The organism is Paenibacillus sp. J31P190, assembly GCF_059692075.1.
This window is the reverse complement of the sequence record NZ_JCAUAS010000015.1, coordinates 32,932-51,875: the sequence shown is the minus strand read 5'-3', so window position 1 is coordinate 51,875 and position 18,944 is coordinate 32,932. Positions and strand designations below refer to the sequence as shown.

General features: G+C 41.2%; 14 protein-coding genes and 1 pseudogene. 12 read left to right on the top strand and 3 right to left on the bottom strand.

Going from position 1 to position 18,944, the window contains the following annotated elements:
- Positions 1-91 precede the first annotated feature (91 nt).
- From AC58U0_RS23550 to rpmF, 3 genes are all read left to right on the top strand, one after another.
- Positions 92-1,570: a protein adenylyltransferase SelO gene (locus AC58U0_RS23550; RefSeq protein WP_497381385.1), complete on the top strand. Its 1,479-nt coding sequence runs from the start codon at positions 92-94 to the stop codon at positions 1,568-1,570.
- Positions 1,571-1,847: 277 nt separating this feature from the next.
- Positions 1,848-3,611, top strand: a complete 1,764-nt coding sequence (locus AC58U0_RS23545; protein ID WP_497381384.1) for a right-handed parallel beta-helix repeat-containing protein — start codon at positions 1,848-1,850, stop codon at positions 3,609-3,611.
- A 127-nt stretch (positions 3,612-3,738) separates the two neighbouring features.
- Positions 3,739-3,915, top strand: a complete 177-nt coding sequence (gene rpmF, locus AC58U0_RS23540) for a 50S ribosomal protein L32 (RefSeq protein ID WP_056837598.1) — start codon at positions 3,739-3,741, stop codon at positions 3,913-3,915.
- Positions 3,916-4,130: 215 nt separating this feature from the next.
- Here the strand turns inward: rpmF and AC58U0_RS23535 are convergent, their stop codons facing one another.
- A complete protein-coding gene (locus tag AC58U0_RS23535; protein ID WP_497381383.1) occupies positions 4,131-5,123 on the bottom strand; it encodes a hypothetical protein in 993 nt (330 codons plus the stop codon).
- Between the two features lie 720 nt (positions 5,124-5,843).
- Between AC58U0_RS23535 and AC58U0_RS23530 the strand changes: the two genes are divergently transcribed.
- From AC58U0_RS23530 to AC58U0_RS23515, 4 genes are all read left to right on the top strand, one after another.
- Positions 5,844-7,094, top strand: coding sequence for a S1C family serine protease (locus AC58U0_RS23530; protein ID WP_497381382.1), 1,251 nt, complete (start codon positions 5,844-5,846; stop codon positions 7,092-7,094).
- A gap of 159 nt (positions 7,095-7,253) precedes the next feature.
- Positions 7,254-7,832 carry a TetR/AcrR family transcriptional regulator gene (locus tag AC58U0_RS23525; protein ID WP_497381381.1) on the top strand — a complete coding sequence of 193 codons (579 nt, stop codon included), beginning with the start codon at positions 7,254-7,256 and terminating at the stop codon, positions 7,830-7,832.
- Positions 7,833-7,853: 21 nt separating this feature from the next.
- Complete coding sequence (locus AC58U0_RS23520) at positions 7,854-8,195, top strand: DMT family transporter (RefSeq protein WP_497381380.1); 342 nt, start codon at positions 7,854-7,856, stop codon at positions 8,193-8,195.
- Positions 8,195-8,509, top strand: a complete 315-nt coding sequence (locus AC58U0_RS23515; RefSeq protein WP_497381379.1) for a DMT family transporter — start codon at positions 8,195-8,197, stop codon at positions 8,507-8,509. The genes AC58U0_RS23520 and AC58U0_RS23515 overlap by 1 nt, the downstream gene beginning before the upstream one ends.
- A 60-nt stretch (positions 8,510-8,569) precedes the next feature.
- Here the strand turns inward: AC58U0_RS23515 and AC58U0_RS23510 are convergent, their stop codons facing one another.
- Positions 8,570-9,955, bottom strand: a complete 1,386-nt coding sequence (locus AC58U0_RS23510) for an MFS transporter (RefSeq protein ID WP_497381378.1) — start codon at positions 9,953-9,955, stop codon at positions 8,570-8,572.
- 129 nt (positions 9,956-10,084) lie between these two features.
- Between AC58U0_RS23510 and AC58U0_RS23505 the strand changes: the two are divergent.
- From AC58U0_RS23505 to sigJ, 4 genes and pseudogenes are all read left to right on the top strand, one after another.
- Positions 10,085-10,416, top strand: a pseudogene (locus tag AC58U0_RS23505) (LysR family transcriptional regulator); the annotation flags it as partial.
- Between the two features lie 81 nt (positions 10,417-10,497).
- Positions 10,498-12,045: a discoidin domain-containing protein gene (locus AC58U0_RS23500; RefSeq protein WP_497381377.1), complete on the top strand. Its 1,548-nt coding sequence runs from the start codon at positions 10,498-10,500 to the stop codon at positions 12,043-12,045.
- An 812-nt stretch (positions 12,046-12,857) separates the two neighbouring features.
- Complete coding sequence (locus tag AC58U0_RS23495) at positions 12,858-13,499, top strand: FMN-dependent NADH-azoreductase (RefSeq protein ID WP_497381376.1); 642 nt, start codon at positions 12,858-12,860, stop codon at positions 13,497-13,499.
- A 489-nt stretch (positions 13,500-13,988) separates the two neighbouring features.
- Positions 13,989-14,894 (top strand): RNA polymerase sigma factor SigJ, encoded by a 906-nt coding sequence (sigJ, locus tag AC58U0_RS23490; protein WP_497381375.1) that lies wholly within the window; start codon positions 13,989-13,991, stop codon positions 14,892-14,894.
- 908 nt (positions 14,895-15,802) lie between these two features.
- On the opposite strand, the gene AC58U0_RS23485 is transcribed toward sigJ, so the two are convergent.
- Positions 15,803-17,269, bottom strand: a complete 1,467-nt coding sequence (locus tag AC58U0_RS23485; RefSeq protein WP_497381374.1) for a DHA2 family efflux MFS transporter permease subunit — start codon at positions 17,267-17,269, stop codon at positions 15,803-15,805.
- Positions 17,270-18,201: 932 nt separating this feature from the next.
- On the opposite strand from AC58U0_RS23485, the gene AC58U0_RS23480 reads away from it, so the two are divergent.
- Positions 18,202-18,660 carry a cupin domain-containing protein gene (locus AC58U0_RS23480; RefSeq protein WP_497381373.1) on the top strand — a complete coding sequence of 153 codons (459 nt, stop codon included), beginning with the start codon at positions 18,202-18,204 and terminating at the stop codon, positions 18,658-18,660.
- Positions 18,661-18,944 lie beyond the last annotated feature (284 nt).

Sequence of the window (18,944 nt, the reverse complement as noted above, 5' to 3'; positions counted from 1 at the left end):
GCGTTGCAGTTGATTGCGGAGAACTGTGATAATATAAGTTTAACGTGTTAGAAAAACTAAAATACAAAAGACAAATGAAAAGGGAGCTATGATGACAGAGAAAAAAATAAGGATAGAAACAGGATGGAACTTCGACAACAGCTATGCTCGTCTACCGGAATCACTTTTTACCAGAATTCATCCAACTCCTGTTCGCTCACCGAAGATTATTATTCTTAATGATCAGTTGGCAAAATCATTGGGCTTAGCCGTCGAATCGCTGCATAGCATTGATGGTGCAGCGGTGTTGGCTGGCAACCAAATTCCTGAAGGCGCTTTGCCACTTGCCCAAGCCTATGCTGGTCATCAATTCGGGCATTTCAACCGGCTAGGGGACGGGAGGGCTCATCTGCTTGGCGAACAGATCACTCCCGAAGGGTTACGGGTTGATATTCAGCTGAAGGGCTCAGGTAGGACGCCATACTCCCGCGGGGGCGATGGTCGAGCGGCACTTGGACCGATGCTGCGTGAATACATCATCAGTGAAGCCATGCATGCGCTTGGTATTCCTTCAACACGCAGCCTAGCGGTGGTTACAACCGGTGAGTCCATATTCCGGGAAACCGAGCAGCCCGGTGCCATTCTTACCCGCGTAGCTGCAAGTCATCTGCGTGTCGCAACTTTTCAGTTTGCTTCTAAATTTGGCGCTGCCCAGGATCTCCAAGCGCTGGCTGATTATACATTGCAAAGACATTTTCCAGAAGTTGAAGCTGCTGATGAGAACCGCTACCTTTTGCTACTTCAGGAAGTGATCAAGCGTCAGGCTGCACTCATCTCCAACTGGCAGCTCGTTGGTTTTATTCATGGGGTGATGAACACCGACAATATGGCGATTAGTGGGGAAACCATTGATTACGGTCCTTGCGCTTTCATGGATGCTTATGATCCGGCAACGGTATTCAGTTCCATTGACAAGCAGGGCCGCTATGCCTATGGTAACCAGCCTTATATTGCCGCATGGAATCTCGCCAGATTTGCTGAAACCCTACTTCCCTTGCTTCATGACGACGAGGAGCAAGCAGTGAAACTAGCCGAGGGAGCGATTGCAAGTTTTTCCGAGGTGTATCACCGCAATTGGTTCGCGGGCATGAGGGCAAAACTGGGAATCTTTAATGATGAACAGCAGGATGAATCTCTTATTAAAGACCTGCTCGCTATGATGCAGAAGTATAGTGCGGACTATACCAATACTTTCCGCGCATTAACATTTGATAAGCCGGAAGAGACTGCTCTGTTCGGTAACACGGAATTTACTCAATGGCATGAGCAGTGGCAGGAGAGACTAGGCAGGCAGCAGGAAACCAAAGACTCCTCACAGCAGTTGATGCGCAGCAGCAATCCTGCGATAATCCCGCGTAACCACCGGGTAGAAGAGGCATTAGAAGCCGCGGTAAAACAAGGAGATTACAGCGTGATGGAGCGACTTCTTGATGTTCTTTCTAGACCCTTTGCGCACTCCCCCGAACAGGCGGATTTCTCTACATTCCCTGCGCTATCAGACTATCCCTACCAAACCTTTTGCGGTACTTGATATAGAAGGAGTAAGTTTCGAAAAATAACCTGATTAACAGGTTATTTTTTTTTGAATTTTAGCTTTCTTAGTAATTGAATCGTTAATGTCGTTAATAAAAATGAATTTAGGGAGGAATTCGTTAATTTGTTTACATAATATATATTATGAATTCTTATAAAGGTTCACTCAACAAATTGATTCAAAGTGAAGATATAAGATAATAGAAACGCATCGTTAATTTATAACGTATAATTGAAGAAAATACATAACTTAACGCCGAAAGGTAGGTTTCCAAATGCCAACTATAGACCCAGACGCTGTTTCCGCGCCCACGGTTATCCGTGTTACAGACTATGGAGCAATACCCGATTCGGGTCAAGATGCTGTGATGGCCGTGAAAACAGCAATTGGCGCTGCACAAGCAATGGATGGTCCTGTCATACTAGAGTTTCCGAAAGGTCGGTACGATTTTTTTCCTGAACATGCAACAAAATTAAAGTATTTCATTTCAAACACAACGACTGAGGACGAAAACCCTGATGTAACTAAAATCATTGGTTTGTTTTTCAAAGGAATCCGACATCTTATAGTGGATGGTCTTGGATCACTTTTCATATTTCACGGGAAGATGACGATGATCGCGTTGGATCAATGCGAGAATGTGACCCTGCGCAATTTTCGAACTGATTTCGAACGTCCTACAATGTCCGAAATAACTGTTGAAGCAGTGGGAAGTCATTATCTGGATGTTCGAACGCATTCCGATTCTTGGTATGTAATTGAGGAGGGGAAGGTGTCGTGGATCGGTGAAGGTTGGAAGTATTCGGACGGACCCGCACAGGAATATGATCCCTTGACGAATACAACTTGGCGTGTTGCTAATCCGGTGGCAATGGCCAATAAGATAGAGCAGCTTAGCCCCTTGCAACTACGGCTCCATTTTGACCATACGCCTGTAACGAAAGTAGGACGAGTGTTTCAAATGCGAGATGGTATACGGGATCAGGTAGGCGTATTTATCAATCAGAGCATGAACATCACAGGGACCCAACTTCAAATACATTACATGCACGGTTTAGGCATAGTCGGGCAATTCAGCGAAAACCTTACGTTTGACGGCCTGAAATTAGCGCCGCGTCCTGAGACTGGACGCACTTGTGCAGCGTTTGCTGATTTTGTACATATGTCTAGTGTGAAAGGAAAAGTAACCATCATCAACAGCCATTTTGAGGGGGCTCAAGATGATGCAATCAATGTACATGGAACACATTTGCAAATAATCGAGCAACCTTCTTCGAATCAAATTGTCGTACGATATATGCATGGACAAACCTATGGTTTTGATGGATTTTTTCCAGGAGATTCAATTGATTTTGTTCATGGACATTCGCTTACTGTATATGCCAATAATATGGTAAAAAATTCAGAAATGATTAGCTTGCGAGAGCTGTTACTGACTCTTGAGCAACCCATACCTGAGGGGATTGAAGCAGGTGATGTGGTAGAGAATATTTCATGGACGGCTGAAGTTGAGATTCGTAATAATCGTTTTCTTCGGATACCAACCAGGGGAATTCTTGTAACAACGCGAAAAAAGGTCGTCATTGCAGACAACCATATGAAAGGAATTCAAATGAGTGGGGTCTTGATAGCCAACGATGCGGAAAGTTGGTATGAATCCGGAATTGTAAACGATGTACTAATTCGTAATAATAACTTTACTGAGTGTGGCGTTCCCGTTATCAATATCACTCCTGAAAATAAAGAAATGCTTGTGGAGAATCCTGTTCATAGACATATACGGATTGAGGAAAATGAGTTTTATACTCAGAGTCATCCTCTTCTTTACGGTAAAAGCACGCAGGGACTACATTTTCTTAATAATCAAGTTTTTGGATCATATGTAGGATCAAATGTAGCTAATAGGTTGGAAGATTCCAATTTTGTCATTCATTTGGAGGCATGCAGTGATGTGATTGTCCAAGGCAATCATTTTTTGGGAGTAAATAAAAATGTTAGGTACATGAAACATGATTTATCTATTGTGCCATTGGATTGAAAGTATATTTACATTCCATCTGATATCTTTTAAACATGTTTAAATAGAATACTGTATTGACAAAGTGTATCTATAAAGCTATGATATCTCTTGTTGTTTTATGAAATGAACAGGAGGTGTTTTGAATATGGCTGTTCCTCAAAGAAGAACGTCCAAAACACGTCGCGATAAGCGCCGTACTCACTTTAAACTGGTTGTGCCAGGAATGGTGAAGTGTGAACAATGTGCAGAATTAAAAATGGCACATCATGTTTGCAAAAACTGCGGTTCATATAAGGGTAGAGAGATCGTAAAAGCTCAATAATCATATGAATAGCATCTTAAATGACACTTCTAAGTAATTAGAGTGTCATTTTTGTTTTTTTTAGCTTGCTCCGAGGGGGATTTCATTATTTATAGGATCAAGTTCTTGTCAATTGATGATGACAAGAACTTGATCCCATTCTCGATTGAGATAAGAACATTGTCCCATTTCCGACGGGAGAATATCCTGGGGAAATTACAATTAGTGATTTTGTATTAAGAAGGAGTATAAGATAGACTGGCGCTAAACGAGAGCTGGGTGATATCAGCTGCTGAGGCATCAGTCTCAGCAAGCGTCCTTACACGAATACCAATACGATCACCCGCTGCAACTACTAATGAACCCCCAACATTTATATTCGTTGCGGTTCGGAATCCTGATGGGTTTCCAGGTGTAATGACCGTATTCGGAAATCCGAATCTAACTGAACTAGTCAGCGGAGTTGTCACGTAAGGTGAAGAACTATGATCAATCCCATTATTAGGAACTGACGGTGCGAGGAATACTGTAAAATCATATTGAAGACCGAGAGTATTTATTGAAGTCACAGAAGCAACCAATAAATCTGCACTTATTTGTAAATCTTGAACGGTACCCGCAAAAGGAATTGGGAAAGCAAAACCACCTGCTTCGGGTGGCATCGTTGATTCTCCGGTAGCGCCAATAACTTCAACCGTATGACTACCAAAACCCATTAAAATTGGAGCAGCTGATACTACTGTAGCACCACTTATGATGATACCCGTTGAAAATGGAATCAAACCTCCGCCTGGAGGTCCTGCCGGACCGGTAGCTCCAATTGGACCCTGTATACCCTGGGGTCCTGTTGCACCTGTTGGCCCTGCGGGTCCTGCAAGTCCGGCTGCGCCAATTGCTCCTGCGATTCCTGCCAGTCCAGCAGGTCCGATTGCTCCTGCAATTCCTGCAAGACCAGCAGGTCCAATTGCTCCTGCAATTCCTGCCAGTCCAGCAGGTCCAAGTGCTCCTGCCAGTCCAGCAGGACCAGCTTCGCCAATCGCTCCTACAAGTCCTGCAAGACCAGCAGGTCCTAATGCTCCTGCAGTTCCAGTGGGTCCAGCTGCTGCTATTGCTCCTCCAAGTTCTTGAAGCAACTGCGGTCCTTCTAGTCCTGGAGGTCCTTGTGGCCCACGCGGACCGCGGGGTCCTTCTGGTCCTGGAGGTCCTGGTGGACAATTACATCTTCCCATAGTCTCATCTCCCTATTATCAAGCGTAATTTATCATATTAAAAACATAAAAAGATAAACACACCAAATACCTATCAACTAAAATTTAGGCTAATAGAGTAATAAATTCGCTGATTTTCTACTCAACTATGTTCTTGTCCCATAGCATAATGTCTATTTTGGCATTAGATAATAAAAGAGATCGAAGGCTAAGGAGGGATGAGAGTGGCGAATCGTCCATTAATAACTAATGTTTCAACAATATCAATTTTTTTAATAAATGGGATCTCTATAACCTATTAAAGCAGTCAAATCTTAAACTCTATGTACCAGACACATTTATATATAATGAAGTGAATATATCCAAATTTTTTAGAGAAATATAAACTAGTTTATATTAAGCCTTCTTACGGATCTTGAACTTAACGGAAAACCCCAAAATATATATACGAAAACCTTACGTTTTATAAACGTAAAATTTATAGCAGGCCATTGGAATATGCTTATTTTCTCTCGCAATTTGAAAGAGAATAGACTCTTTCGTACTATTCAAGTAAAACCTGTTGTTAACAATTTTCGTTAAATAAGAGGTTTTTTGCGTCAATCGACACCTTCAGTATACTTTCAGCTAACTTTCATGTGCCTATCAGCCAAACTTAAGTAACACTTCAGGTTGACACTCTATACTTTTATCTATCAACACCCCAATCAAATAAACGGGCACATGAAAGGCGGTAATCGCATGAATGAAGATATGAAAAATATAATTAATTTAGATGAAGTAAAGGTTGAAAACAAGAAGGGGAGCACCAAATTGAGATCTATGTTTGCAGCTTTTATGGCTGGCGCGGTCGTTGTCGGTGGGTTGATGTTCACGTCGGATAAGATGAATCTGTTTGGGTATGATGCCGGGCACGTTCAAGCAGCTGTCGCCGCTGCTTCAGCCAACTCGGCATCTGCTGCTGTCCAAACGGCATCGTTAACCCCTTCAGGGACGAACAGCATCTCATCAATTGCAAAAGCTGCGAGTCCAGCTATTGTCAAAATCGAGACCAAAGTAAAACAGACGAATAATAGACAGAATAGAAGAAATACACTGGGGCAAGGTACTGAAAGCGGAGATACCATTGAAAATGGCATTGGATCAGGCTTCGTTTTCGACGCGAGTGGTTATATTTTAACGAATGAGCATGTAATTAATGGCGCAGACGAAATCGATGTCTATATGCAGGGGTACGATACACCTTTTACAGCTAAATTACTTGGTAGTAGTTATGATCTAGACTTGGCTGTGCTGAAAATTCAAGGTGATAAAGCCTTTCCTGCTCTGAATATTGGTAACTCCGACAACACGCAAATAGGGGATTGGCTTGTTGCGATCGGTAACCCATATGACTTCGATTACTCCGTAACTACGGGCGTTTTAAGTGCCAGAGAGCGCACGATCAGCATCGATGATGAGCAGGGTACTCGAAATTACAAACATTTGCTGCAAACTGACACAGCGATTAATCCAGGTAACTCCGGCGGTCCACTTTTGAATTTGAATGGTGAAGTGATCGGTATTAATACAGCTGTAAACACTGAAGCGCAAGGAATGGGCTTTGCTATTCCCGCAAGTACGATTAGTTCTGTTGTAGATAAACTGAAAAATAACGAAACGATTCCCAAAGAGCCAGCACCTTACATCGGCGTAGCTCTACAAAATATTTCGGATGATATGCTAGAAGACTTAAAAATTAACAGCACAAAAGGTGCGATAGTTGCTGAAGTGCAGCAAGGCACGCCAGCTTTTGCAGCGGGCATTCGTCAATATGACGTTATTTTAAATGTGAATGGCGCAGCAATTTCAAGCACGGATGAATTTACAAAAGCTGTGCAAGCCGCGGCCATTGGAGATAAACTAAAGCTAACAATCTCACGTAATGGTCAAACGTTGGATGTTACTGTTGAAGTTGGGAATAGAAACGCAGGGACCAGCTATCAAAGTTAATATAAATTGTTTAAACATAAAAAAGATTGCCTACTATCCTGCCATTCTGGCTTGGTGGTTGGCAATCTTTTTCATGTTTGGGCTGTCATTAAAGGTAGTTGCCCCAAGACGGAGGACGTGATAGAATGTTCCTGACGAACGTTCGGAAGGATGAATCAAATGACCGCAACTCGAATCAAAGAGGTAGCCCTCAAACAGTTTGCCAAAAACGGATATGAAGGTGCGTCGCTTGCAGATATTGCTACGGAAGTAGGCATCAAAAAACAATCCATTTATACACATTTCAAGGGGAAAGACGAACTATTTCTTGATCTGTTTAACGCTGTGCTAGCGAAGGAATTGAATTTTGTTGTTGAGTATCTCGATCGACATCAGCAACTTTCGATTGATCAACTTCTTTATGGCTTGCTTATCCAATATAAAGATGGTTACGAACATGATGACAATACCAAATTTTTCTTACGGGTTGCCTTTTTCCCGCCTTCCCATCTCTATGAGGAGATTGTCAAACAAGGTTATAACTATTTAGATACACTTGAATCGATGTTAATTCCTATCTTCGATCAAGCAATAGCAGCAGGGAACATCCATTCTGAAGTCAGCAGTGAAATGGCGACAGTTGCTTTCCTTGCTGTACTGGATGGCATGTTTGTAGAGTTGTTATTTGGAGGAGCTGAACGGTCGCTTAAAAGGATTGAAGCTTCATGGTTCGTATACTGGCGTGGCATCAAATCGTAAATCAGCAGGAGGATCGTACACATGAATCGTAATTGGATTTATATATTTGTCGGCGCTTTTTTTGAAGTGATGTGGGTTACGGGCTTAAAACATTCGGATACGACGATGATGTGGATAGGCACGATCATAGCGATGTATATTTCTTTTCATCTAGTTATTAGCGCGTCTACCAAGCTTCCTGTGGGGACTGTGTATGCTGTTTTCACCGGAATGGGGACAGCCGGCACAGTATTGGTGGAAATGCTACTGTTCGGAGAGCCATTCAATATTCTTAAAGTATTCCTTATTTTGCTGCTTTTATTCGGCGTTTTTGGACTCAAATTTGTGACAAAAGAGCAAGAAAAGAAAGGAGCGGCAGTCTAATGGGTTGGATTTTTCTCTTGTTTGCCGGGATGTTCGAGGTCGTAGGCGTCGTAGGCATGAACCAAATAAATAAAGCGAAAACCATCCGCTCCTTTAGTCTTTTCATCGTAGGCATTGTTATGAGTTTTATGCTTCTGAGCCTAGCGATGAAAAGCCTGCCAATGGGCACGTCTTATGCGGTCTGGACAGGAATCGGAACAGTTGGCGGCGCAATCGTCGGGATGCTGTACTATGGCGAGTCCAGTGATTGGAAGCGGATTATGTTCATCGCGATGGTGTTAAGCGCTGCGGTTGGTTTGAAATTAATTTCTTGATCGATGGCGACGCGCTGAAGCTGTCCGCCGCTCAATTCGCTGCATTTATGCTTAAACTTGCTACGATTCTTGCAATTGCCCTGATTTCCGGCGCCGCCGACTCATGAATACCAAGGACAAAGCAATTACCGTAAGGATAATCCCAAGCACTCGAAATCCTTCAAAGCTGAAGCTACCTCCCATAACAATGCCTATCAACAATGATGAGAGAATGGTTCCCAGGTATCTTGATGTATTAAATAATCCGGATGCTACTCCGATTATTTCTTTGGGAGAACTTTTGAACAAGGCTGCTTGCATACCGACATTGTTCAACCCGTTGCTAATACCGAATGCAGCCAAAGCCAAACACACACTGATAACCGGTGAAGTTTGATTCAATGTCACGAGCCACACCGACCCAAGTGTCATCAATATTGCGGACACGAGCAATGCCGGCCTGGGTCCTGATTTATCGATCCATCGTCCTGCTATGGGAGAAGTAACTAGCGAGCACAAGCCTAGGCTTAGCATGAGAATCCCAGTTTGGAACTCGCTGACATGACGTACCATTTGCAAGTAAGACGGAAGCCCGAAAAAGAGCGAGTAAAAAAGTATGTTTACGAGCATGAATTCGACATTAACCCAAGTCATCGCAGGATATTTGGCAAATGTGCGCAAAGGAATAAAGGGTGATTTCGCTTTTAACTCATGTCGTATGAAAGCTCCTAGTAGAGCGAGGCCTATCAGCCCGGCAATAACATGACTTAATGAGATTTGCCCAGATGATTTTGCTGAGAGTAAGGAGGCGAGCAGGGCAACCAGACCCACTGTGAAGAGCAGGATCCCTGTCGCATCAATCAAATCAAACCATTTATGTAAGGACATGCCCCGTGCAACGGATGTTGATGGTTCATCCTTAGGAATATTCCTCCAAGATAATAGAAAGCTCGCCACCACGAACGGAATATTGACGAAAAAGATAGCAGGCCAGCCCCACCAGTGAATCAAGACCCCTCCAATAAAGGGTCCAATGGCTGCCGCTCCGGATAGGAATATAGACAAAACAGACAGAGCAGTAGCTTGTTTCTCCGTAATATGAATTCGCACAATGGCCATCCCAACCCCAACCATCATGCTTGTTCCGATGGATTGCACAATGCGGAATACGATGAGCCACCCAAAGTTTGGTGATAGTGGAGCTAATAATGAGGCAACGAAGGCTATAACAAGCCCGGTAAGAAATATCTTCCTGCGACCGAATAAATCACTGGCCTTTCCCATGACAGGTTGAGCGATAGCACTTGCAATGTAGAAAGAAAAAATAATCCAGGAAACAACTGTAAAATCAAGTTGGAACACATTTTGCAGCCTTGGAATAGCAACTGAAACCATGGAAGAATTTAATGGGTTCAATAGTATCCCAAGGCCAACGGAAATCATCAACCACCTGCTGCGAGCATTCATTTTTGGTCACCCCTCAAAGTGTATTGATGTCATCGTACTTGAAATCGATTATTTATTCCAACGCATTTTAGGTTATGAATTCATTGACTTGAGGGAATGAATCGAGGGGATGAAATGGAACTACTATAACTGCAATACTTTCTCGCGGTAGCTCGATTGGAACATGTGACCGAAGCTGCACGAAGTCTGCATGTAACGCAATCGTCACTAAGCAAAACGATTGGGCGCCTGGAGGAGGATCTAGGGGTTCCTCTATTCGATCGAACTGGTAGGAAGCTGCGATTGAATGAGTTCGGAAGCAGATTCCTTCGCCGTGCGGAAAGGGCTTTGTTTGAATTGGAACAGGGAATCAGGAGTTTAGCGATTTATCCAGCCTGGAACATGGCACACTCGTATTGTCGGTGACCACCGCAAGTACGTTATCCATTTTCCTTCGACAGTTTCGGGAAAAGCAGCCATATAAACTGAAGGGGTAGAAGCCTTAGGTAGCAATCGAATGCTGTATCAGAGAAGCCGTGTATTCCTCGGCTTTTTTCTGACGTGTGGCGACGGCAAGAGCTGCTCATGCAGCGCTGGATCTTCTCAAGAATGAGCAAGGCATTTCGGTCGGTGCCTACAATACGCTGAAGGAAGGCGTATACTTTCTGGTTGGAAGCCTGGCGCAGGACAAGGCCGCCGAAGCATCTTCGGTAGAAGGCGGAAGTACGAATTTAGCGCCTGTTAAAGCTGTTGACGGCTTCCCTGCCACACGTTCGTCGAGCAATACGGTTGACGATACATGGTTCGAGGTCGATCTTGGCCAATCGATCGAGATGGATACAGTAAGAATTGATTGGGAATATGCTCGCGCAAAAACCTACAAGCTGCTTGTATCCGACGATAAGCAAAATTGGAAAAGCGTCATAGCGGAAAATGGGGGAATCATTACAGCTCAAGATAGCAAGAATACCATTCTGTTCGACCCTGTTAAGGCAAGATATATCAAGTTCCAAGGCATCCAAAGAGAGACTGAGTATGGATATTCCTTCTATGAATTCGGCGTATACAATCTTGCGAAGAAAGTAACGATCCAAACCATTGATGGGCTTAAAGCGGCGGTAGATGTAGCAACCAAAAAAGTAACCATTCAAGGATTGGCCATGAATGGGAAACTTACGGATGTAAATGTGAAAGTACTTGATCCGCATGGCAAGGTTCAATACGAAGGGAAGACAACCGTTTCGGAGGCGGGCGACTTCCAGATTGCATTTACGCTTACCGATAATGTTGAAGGGACCTATGAGGTTCAGCTTGCAACGAATGCAATGGTCGAACCGGTAAAAGTTGCGTTCGAGTACAAGAATGGCGATCAAACTCCTCCGATCACAACGGCAATAGTTTCGCCGGAACAACCGAACGGACAAAATGGCTGGTATAAGCAGCCTTTAACAGTAAGCTTAACGGCTAAGGATGCGGCGTCGAGTGTAACGCAAACGGTATACAGCTTGGATGGAGGAACGGCGTGGCTGGCATATACGGCACCCATCCTCTTTGACAGGGACGGCAGGTACAGCGTTAGCTACAGTTCGACAGATCGTGAAGGAAATGCGGAAGCATCGAAAACGATTAGCTTTAACATCGACGTTACCGCTCCCGTCATTGCTGTCGCCGTACCACTCGAAGGAACGTACTCTAGCTCAGAGGATTTAACACCGCAATTTACGGCAACTGACAGTGTATCTGGAATTGACGCAACGAAGACGGTTGCGATGTTGGACGGGAAGCCGGTGCAAATTGGAAGGGTGATTGACTTGTACGCTTTGGAACTCGGAACACACGAATTTACGGTTACGTCCAGCGATTTGGCAGGCAACACGACAAGCAGAACGGTTCGGTTTCAAACCGTTGCAAGCTTGGATAGCTTAAAGCTACTTGTGAAACGGTTCAAAAGCAGCGGTTGGATCGATAATAAAGGGATAGAAACAAGCTTGCTTAACAAGCTGAATGCAGGAAATGTGAAAAGCTTCATTCATGAAGTGGAGGCGCAATCCGGCAAGCATATATCGAACGAGGCAGCACAAGCACTGCTTCGCGATGCCCGGACACTGTAAAAAGCATATAACATGACTGAAAAGCGGACCTACTTCTAACGAAGGGGTTTGCTTTTTAACCTGTATCGTTCTTCCTTGCGATTGCAGCAGATTGAGCTAATGTAGAAGTAACGCTGACTCATAATGGATATATGACATAAGTGTGAAAGTGGATTGTAAAAAAAGCAGTAAATTGGATGGGGACAGTGTTTCTATGCAATTATATAATACCAATAAAAGAAGTTCCGTAAGGAGTTTTTATGGCCGAATGAACGTACGTGAAGGGAGTAATAAGAATGAATAATTCGAATAGAAACAACTACGAGCAAAAGATGGAGGGTCTTCTCCCATTAACAGTAATTTTCTTCTTGTCGATTTTCTCAGGGTTCTTTTACTTTCTGATTAACCACTTTTTATGAAAGTTAATGAACATTCTATTTTGTATCTAAACAACATTCATGAGTTCATTAAGAAAAGTCCACAACATATTGTGAAAATACTAAAAAAACCTTTATAAATAAAGGTTTTTTTTCTTTGTTTGGAAATTCCGATATGGAAGGATATTGAGTACGAAAGTTAACCGATTTGTCGCCCTATGAAAAGCTATAGGCTTAAGTAATAGCCGTCAAATAACAACTTGATTTTGATGAGTTATGAGGCAAACTAATAATATTCTTTGAGGATTGAGGCTATATTACAGAAGTGCTGAAATTACATTTACATTGGATTTCCCGAGTATTACCCTGTTATCGAAATTTGTTTTATGTCACACATTGAAGTCGCCAATTGTCTTAATAGTGTCAAAAAAAAGCATATTAAAGGAGATTAACAAAATGGCAACAGTATTGTATATTACAGCTCATCCGCATGATCACCAGAACTCTTATAGTTTAAGTGTTGGAAAAGAATTTATTAGTGAATATCGAGAAGCTAATCCTAACGATGAAGTACTGCATCTTGATCTTTATCAAGTAAATATCCCGCAAATTGATGCAGACGTATTTAGCGGATGGGGAAAATTAAGTTCTGGCACTGATTTTAATCAGTTGAGCACAGAAGAAAAAGCGAAAGTAAGTCGTCTAGGTGAACTGGTAGATCAATTTGTTGCTGCAGATAAATATGTATTTGTTAACCCAATGTGGAATTTCTCTTTCCCACCAGTTATGAAAGCATACATTGATTCTATATGTGTTGCGGGGAAAACCTTCAAATATGTTCAGGATGTAGGTCCAGTTGGGTTACTTGGTGATAAAAAGGCTGTGCACATTCAAGCAGCTGGTAACTTCTATTCGCAAGGGGGACCATTTGCAGACTTTGAAATAGGTCATCGTCACTTAACTATGATTATGAAGTTTCTTGGTGTTCCTTCATTCGAAGGTATCTTTATCGAAGGTGTCGCTGCAACGCCGGATCAAGCACCGGCAATTAAAGAGAAAGCCATCCAGCAAGCTCGTGAACTAGCTCGGAAGTTTTAATAACAATGATAAAGTCGAACATATCCCTATTGAAAAAGAGTCTTCTAAGACTCTTTTTTTCTTTTCAGTCGTAATATAAGCGATAACAATTCTCGTTTTTGAAATAGAACCAACGATATGTTCCTCAAATACAAGTTTTTCGGTTACAAGCCCTTTTTAGCGGATTTCGTTAGTAGTAAAAACGCGGAAATGGAACGAAGAGGAATGGAAAAAAGAATATCGAACGTTGAACGTTCGATTGAACGTTAAGGTGATCTTACGGAAATGAGAATCAGGAAGAAAAGGTCTATTGCACTTCAGCGGCTCGGCGAAAAAGGCTGTTTTTTTCAGATGGATGTCATCTTGGATTAAAATTGTTTAGATTTGTGTCACACATGGACACCGTCAATTGTCTTATCAATGATCTTTTCTACATCGAATGGGTCATTTCATTTTGTCAATAATAAGCTAAATAGGCTTGTTTTAACCAACTTACGAAGGGGGGATATTATGCAAAGTTATACCATTGAACCATCATCGAATAACATTGAAGAATTATATAAGACCTACAAACCTCATTTATTTGCAATTGCTTACCGCATGCTTGGTTCTAGATCGGATGCAGAGGATATGGTTCAAGATTTGTTTATTAGCATGCATGGATTTTTAAACGACAACATTCAAAATTTTAAATCGTACTTAAGTAAAATGATGATTAATCGTTGTTTGAACGAGTTAAAATCAGCACGAAAAAAAAGAATAAGCTACGTAGGCAATTGGCTTCCAGAACCAACAGTGCAATTGATTGAGCATAGTCCATTAGATAGTGTTGAGCGTCAGGATACAATGTCTTACGCATTTCTTATTCTTATGGATAAACTGACACCCTTGGAGCGAGCAGTGTTTATTTTAAGAGAAGTGTTCGAATATGAGCATAGTGAAATTGGAGAAATGTTCAACAAAACAGGAGTCAATTGCCGCAAGATTTACAGCCGTGTCAAGAAAAAAGTAGACGCATCCAATGAAAAAGATGAAATTCTTTCATCTCATCTACACGAGGAAAAGGAAATGGTAAGCAGTTTCATTACTGCTCTTTCGAACGGTAACATTCAATCTCTGGTGAACATGTTAACCGAGGATGTCATTTTCATTGCTGATGGCGGGGGAAAAGTGTCTGCCGCGATTAATCCAATTTACAATAAGAAACATGTGCTCACCATATTGAACGCTCTTTCATCAAGTCGATTTCCTGCATCAAAAGCGCAGCTTGTCGAGGTCAATCATCAGCCTGGTATATTGATAACCAAAGAGGGGATTTCAACTGGGGTCATTTGTTTTGATTGGGATATCGAGACGATGGCCATTCAACGGGTTTACCTGATTGTAAGTCCGGATAAATTGCAAAATTTAAACTGAGATTGAGTTTAAACAACTGTCCGTTTTACCTAGTTTGTGTTGTTGGCGGGGATCAACACTATTTGTCCACGCCAATTGTAACGCCGAGAAAGAAAGCGCCATCTTCAGAGATTTCACCACGTTTCTTAGTTGGATATTCAGTTGATTGAATTGTATTGAACTAACGCAGAAATAAAGCTTAATTAATAAAAGGGCTGCAACGTGGCAGCCCTTCGCTCCGCTAACGGGCAGGAATATTGGCAACAAACATCCATGACACGTGAACTAATTTCTATTTACTACCCACAAGACAGCGTAGTATGTTGTTTACATACTCATTTCGTTTGAATGTTTTTCCGATAGTAGAGAATAAATGAAAACACTTTTTGTTTGTAATCGAATTAATATGATAAAGAATGGTACGAAGAATTGTTTAAAATCTTCACGAATCATTCGTTGAAACTTTCCTGTGGAGGTCCTGTATAGATAAAATCAGTTCTTGACACGCATTGTGGTATACGGTTAAGAACTGATTTTTTGGTGTTGTAAAGGTTTGCTATTGGTACGGGATTTAGAAAGTGCACTGAGGTTTTTTGTAGTCGGAATTTTTCTATTTGCGGAAGTCGGGTTAGTTTTCATCCTTATCTTTGTCATACGGTTCGCGATCTTCTTCGTAATACATGATATGAATACCTCCTTGAGCCTATGATAGTTTCATTATAGACGATGTTTATGAACGGGGAATCAACTTGAATGTATTGTAAATGTAAAATGGAATGTTTAAACCGAATAAAAAGATTAAAAAATAAGCTGATATGATCCATATGTTAAAAGATATGAGTCCAGTTACGAACTGGACCCATGTCTGCAAAATTGTATAATCGTTTATAGCTACTTGTGGCCACTACAAATTGTATCAATTCGATGTATTAAGCTGCACTTTTGTTATGCTCTGTCGATAATGTAAGATCTGATTTCTTCAACTTTCCTACAAACAAGGCTAATGGCAAGGCTAAAATACTAATTATCGCAGTGATTAAAAATACATCATTAATACTCATGGTAAACGCCATTTGTCCAATATGAAGTTTATTGGTTTCTCCCGCGCTTACTAGTTCTGTTCCATGACTTAAAGATCGGGTAGCTAACAAAGATGTGAAAATAGCAATTGCGAATGAACCCATAACGTTTCGCGTCCAGTTCATAATAGAGGCAGCATGTCCGGAAAGTTCTCTTGGAATAAGCTCCATCGCTGAATTACTTGCTGGGATCATGATGAGAGCGACACCTACATTGCGGAGTGTCATCATTAGTACAATATACGTATGTGACACGTCTGTACTAAACCAACTTAGTGTTAAAGTACCAAAAGATAAGAAAATAATGCCTGCGGACATGAGCCAACGCGGCCCAACTTTTCCATATAATTTCCCTGCAAGCGGCATAACTAAAGCCATTACAAAGGACGAAGGAAGTAGAAGTAAGCCTGTATCCATGGCGGTAACGCCTTGTACTTTTTGTAGGAATACCGGTGCTAAAAGAGTTCCGGCATATAGACTAATTGTTAGAATGTTTGTAATGATAAGGCTAAGGGTATAACGGCCGTTACGAAATACTCGAATATTAAGTAGAGGGGTTTTCGCTGTAAGCTCACGGATGACGAACAATATTAAGGATATACTCCCTACGATGAAGAGACCAACGATTTTGTCAGATCCCCAACCCCAACTATGACCCTGGCCAAATGCCAGCAATAACGACGCACTCCCAATAACTACAGTAATTAACCCGAGAAAATCAAAACTTTTGGGAACATTTAATCGATAGTAAGGAATATATTTTGCTACTAAAAATATAGCAATGATCCCAATTGGGATATTCATAATGAATAACCATTGCCAAGCAAAACTTTGTAGCAGCCATCCACTAATTGTTGGACCAAAAGCTGGTGCTAGCGAGGCGGCAAGTCCCCAGAGTGAAATAGCAAAAGCCTGTTTTTCCTTAGGTATTACTTGGTAAACAATCGCCATTGTAACTGGAATAATCAATCCACAAAATGCCCCCTGTAAAATTCGAAACACAATTAGTGAATCGATATCCCAGGCGATAGCACATAATACGGAAGCTAAGGTAAACCCGATTAGAGAGTAAAGAAACAATTTTTTGTAGCTTATCTTCTCTCCTAGATATCCTACTGTTGGTGCCAACGTTCCTGTAGCCAGCAAAAAACCAGTTAATGTCCATTGGACAGTACTAAGCTCAGTTTTAAATTCATTGCCTAAAATTGGAAGTGCAATGTTAATCGTGGTTGATGATAGTACACATACAAAAGTACCAACAAATATTGCAATCATGATTGGCCAAAAACGAACTTGCTTACTATTATCTGAAATCATTTAAATACTCCTCCTATTTTAAATTAGTTTACTTTTCTGTAGTTCTTTACTGTCTTCCTCAAATAGGATGAGTGAATTTTCTTTTCATCTAATAATTTGTCAACCTCCCTCTGATAAATAAAAGTTTCATTTCCTCAATTCTTTTTTTTAATTCTTCTGGTTTATCCCTCGCACATATAGTAACTCTCTTTCAACGATCGTTCAGTAAGGTAGATTACATGTTAGGAAGCAATTTCTCTAAGTCAGTCGTTTCGATTTCAAAACAAACCTTATTCACTAGGAACTACAAGCTAACCAGACGACGGAGGCTGAAAAATGGCTGTTAAAAATGACTTCCTATAAAATAGTTGATAAGGGAACATATAAATCAACCAGTTTGTAGTATTGTTGTGCCATTTCTTTTAGTTATCTTAAAATGGTTGTCCAACTTCGCATAAAATAACTAACTTTCACAGATAAAATTAGGTGTTTTTCTAGCGTTCTTCTGGAGGAGTGGAAGCCTCCTTCGTGACTTATTGTTAGATACATTACAGAAATAATGAATTGTCAGCTCTATAATAGGGAGGCAAGTAAGGAGTAAAAACAGGCTTCCAAAATAACGAGCTGCAGCGTGGCTCAATAACTTATGTAGTCATTCACCATTCTCTCCAAGCACACTTTTTATTGGTTGCTGTCACTGCAAGAATATTAAATGAGGAGGAAATTATATATGTCAGAAATTTTAGATGTAATGGGACCACGGATTCGATAATGCTACGATTGATATTAAGTTAGGCTAATACCTTCAACAGAATTGAAAAATATAATTAATTATTCAGTGCTGATAATTAAAGATTAATTATTAAACTGTAAGATGGAATACAGAAAAAATGAAAGCTCAACCCTATAATGAAGAGGTATCAAAATACAATAAAAATTAGGAGGAAATATATATGTCAAAAGTACTAGATGTAATGGGACCACAAATTCAACTCGTAACAGATTTAACGGTAAATAAGGATTACTCCTTAATGAAGGCAGAAGTTCCACCAGGTGTTATTGTACCTGTTCATAGTCATGATGATCGTGAAACTTTTGTTGTTCTAACAGGGGAACTTGAGGCGTTTACGGAAGACAGTTGGAAAACAGTAAAAGCTGGCGATACTCTTGATATTCCGGGACAAGTGAAACACGCATGGAGAAACTCCTCAAATGAAACAGTAAAATTGCTGGTAGTATCGACAGTGAATATGGGAGAATTCTTCAACGAAATTGGTGTTCCTGTGGAGAATGTGAAACCAGGTCCTCCTACGCCAGAAGCTTTACAACATTTTGTTAAAGTAGCAATAGCATATGGCTATTGGTTAGGAACGCCTGACGATAATGCGTCGATTGGTATTAAACTTGGCTAATAGGATTATTTGTTGCAATCCCCCCTTGAAAGACAAAATTATAACTTTTTGGTTACTATATAACACAAAAGTAAGTACTATTCAATTTGGGGCTTATGCTTCATAATGAGTCTTGTGTGAAGCATAAATTAAAAGTAAGATGCTTCCGAAAATAAAGGAGGCCATATCGTAATGAATATGAGGAACAGTTTACAAGTTTAATTGAGGAGCGAATTCTTTGCTGGCTTGAACCTGTTGGTAAATGGGACAGCAAATTAACTAATCAAATATTTGATGAATATTTT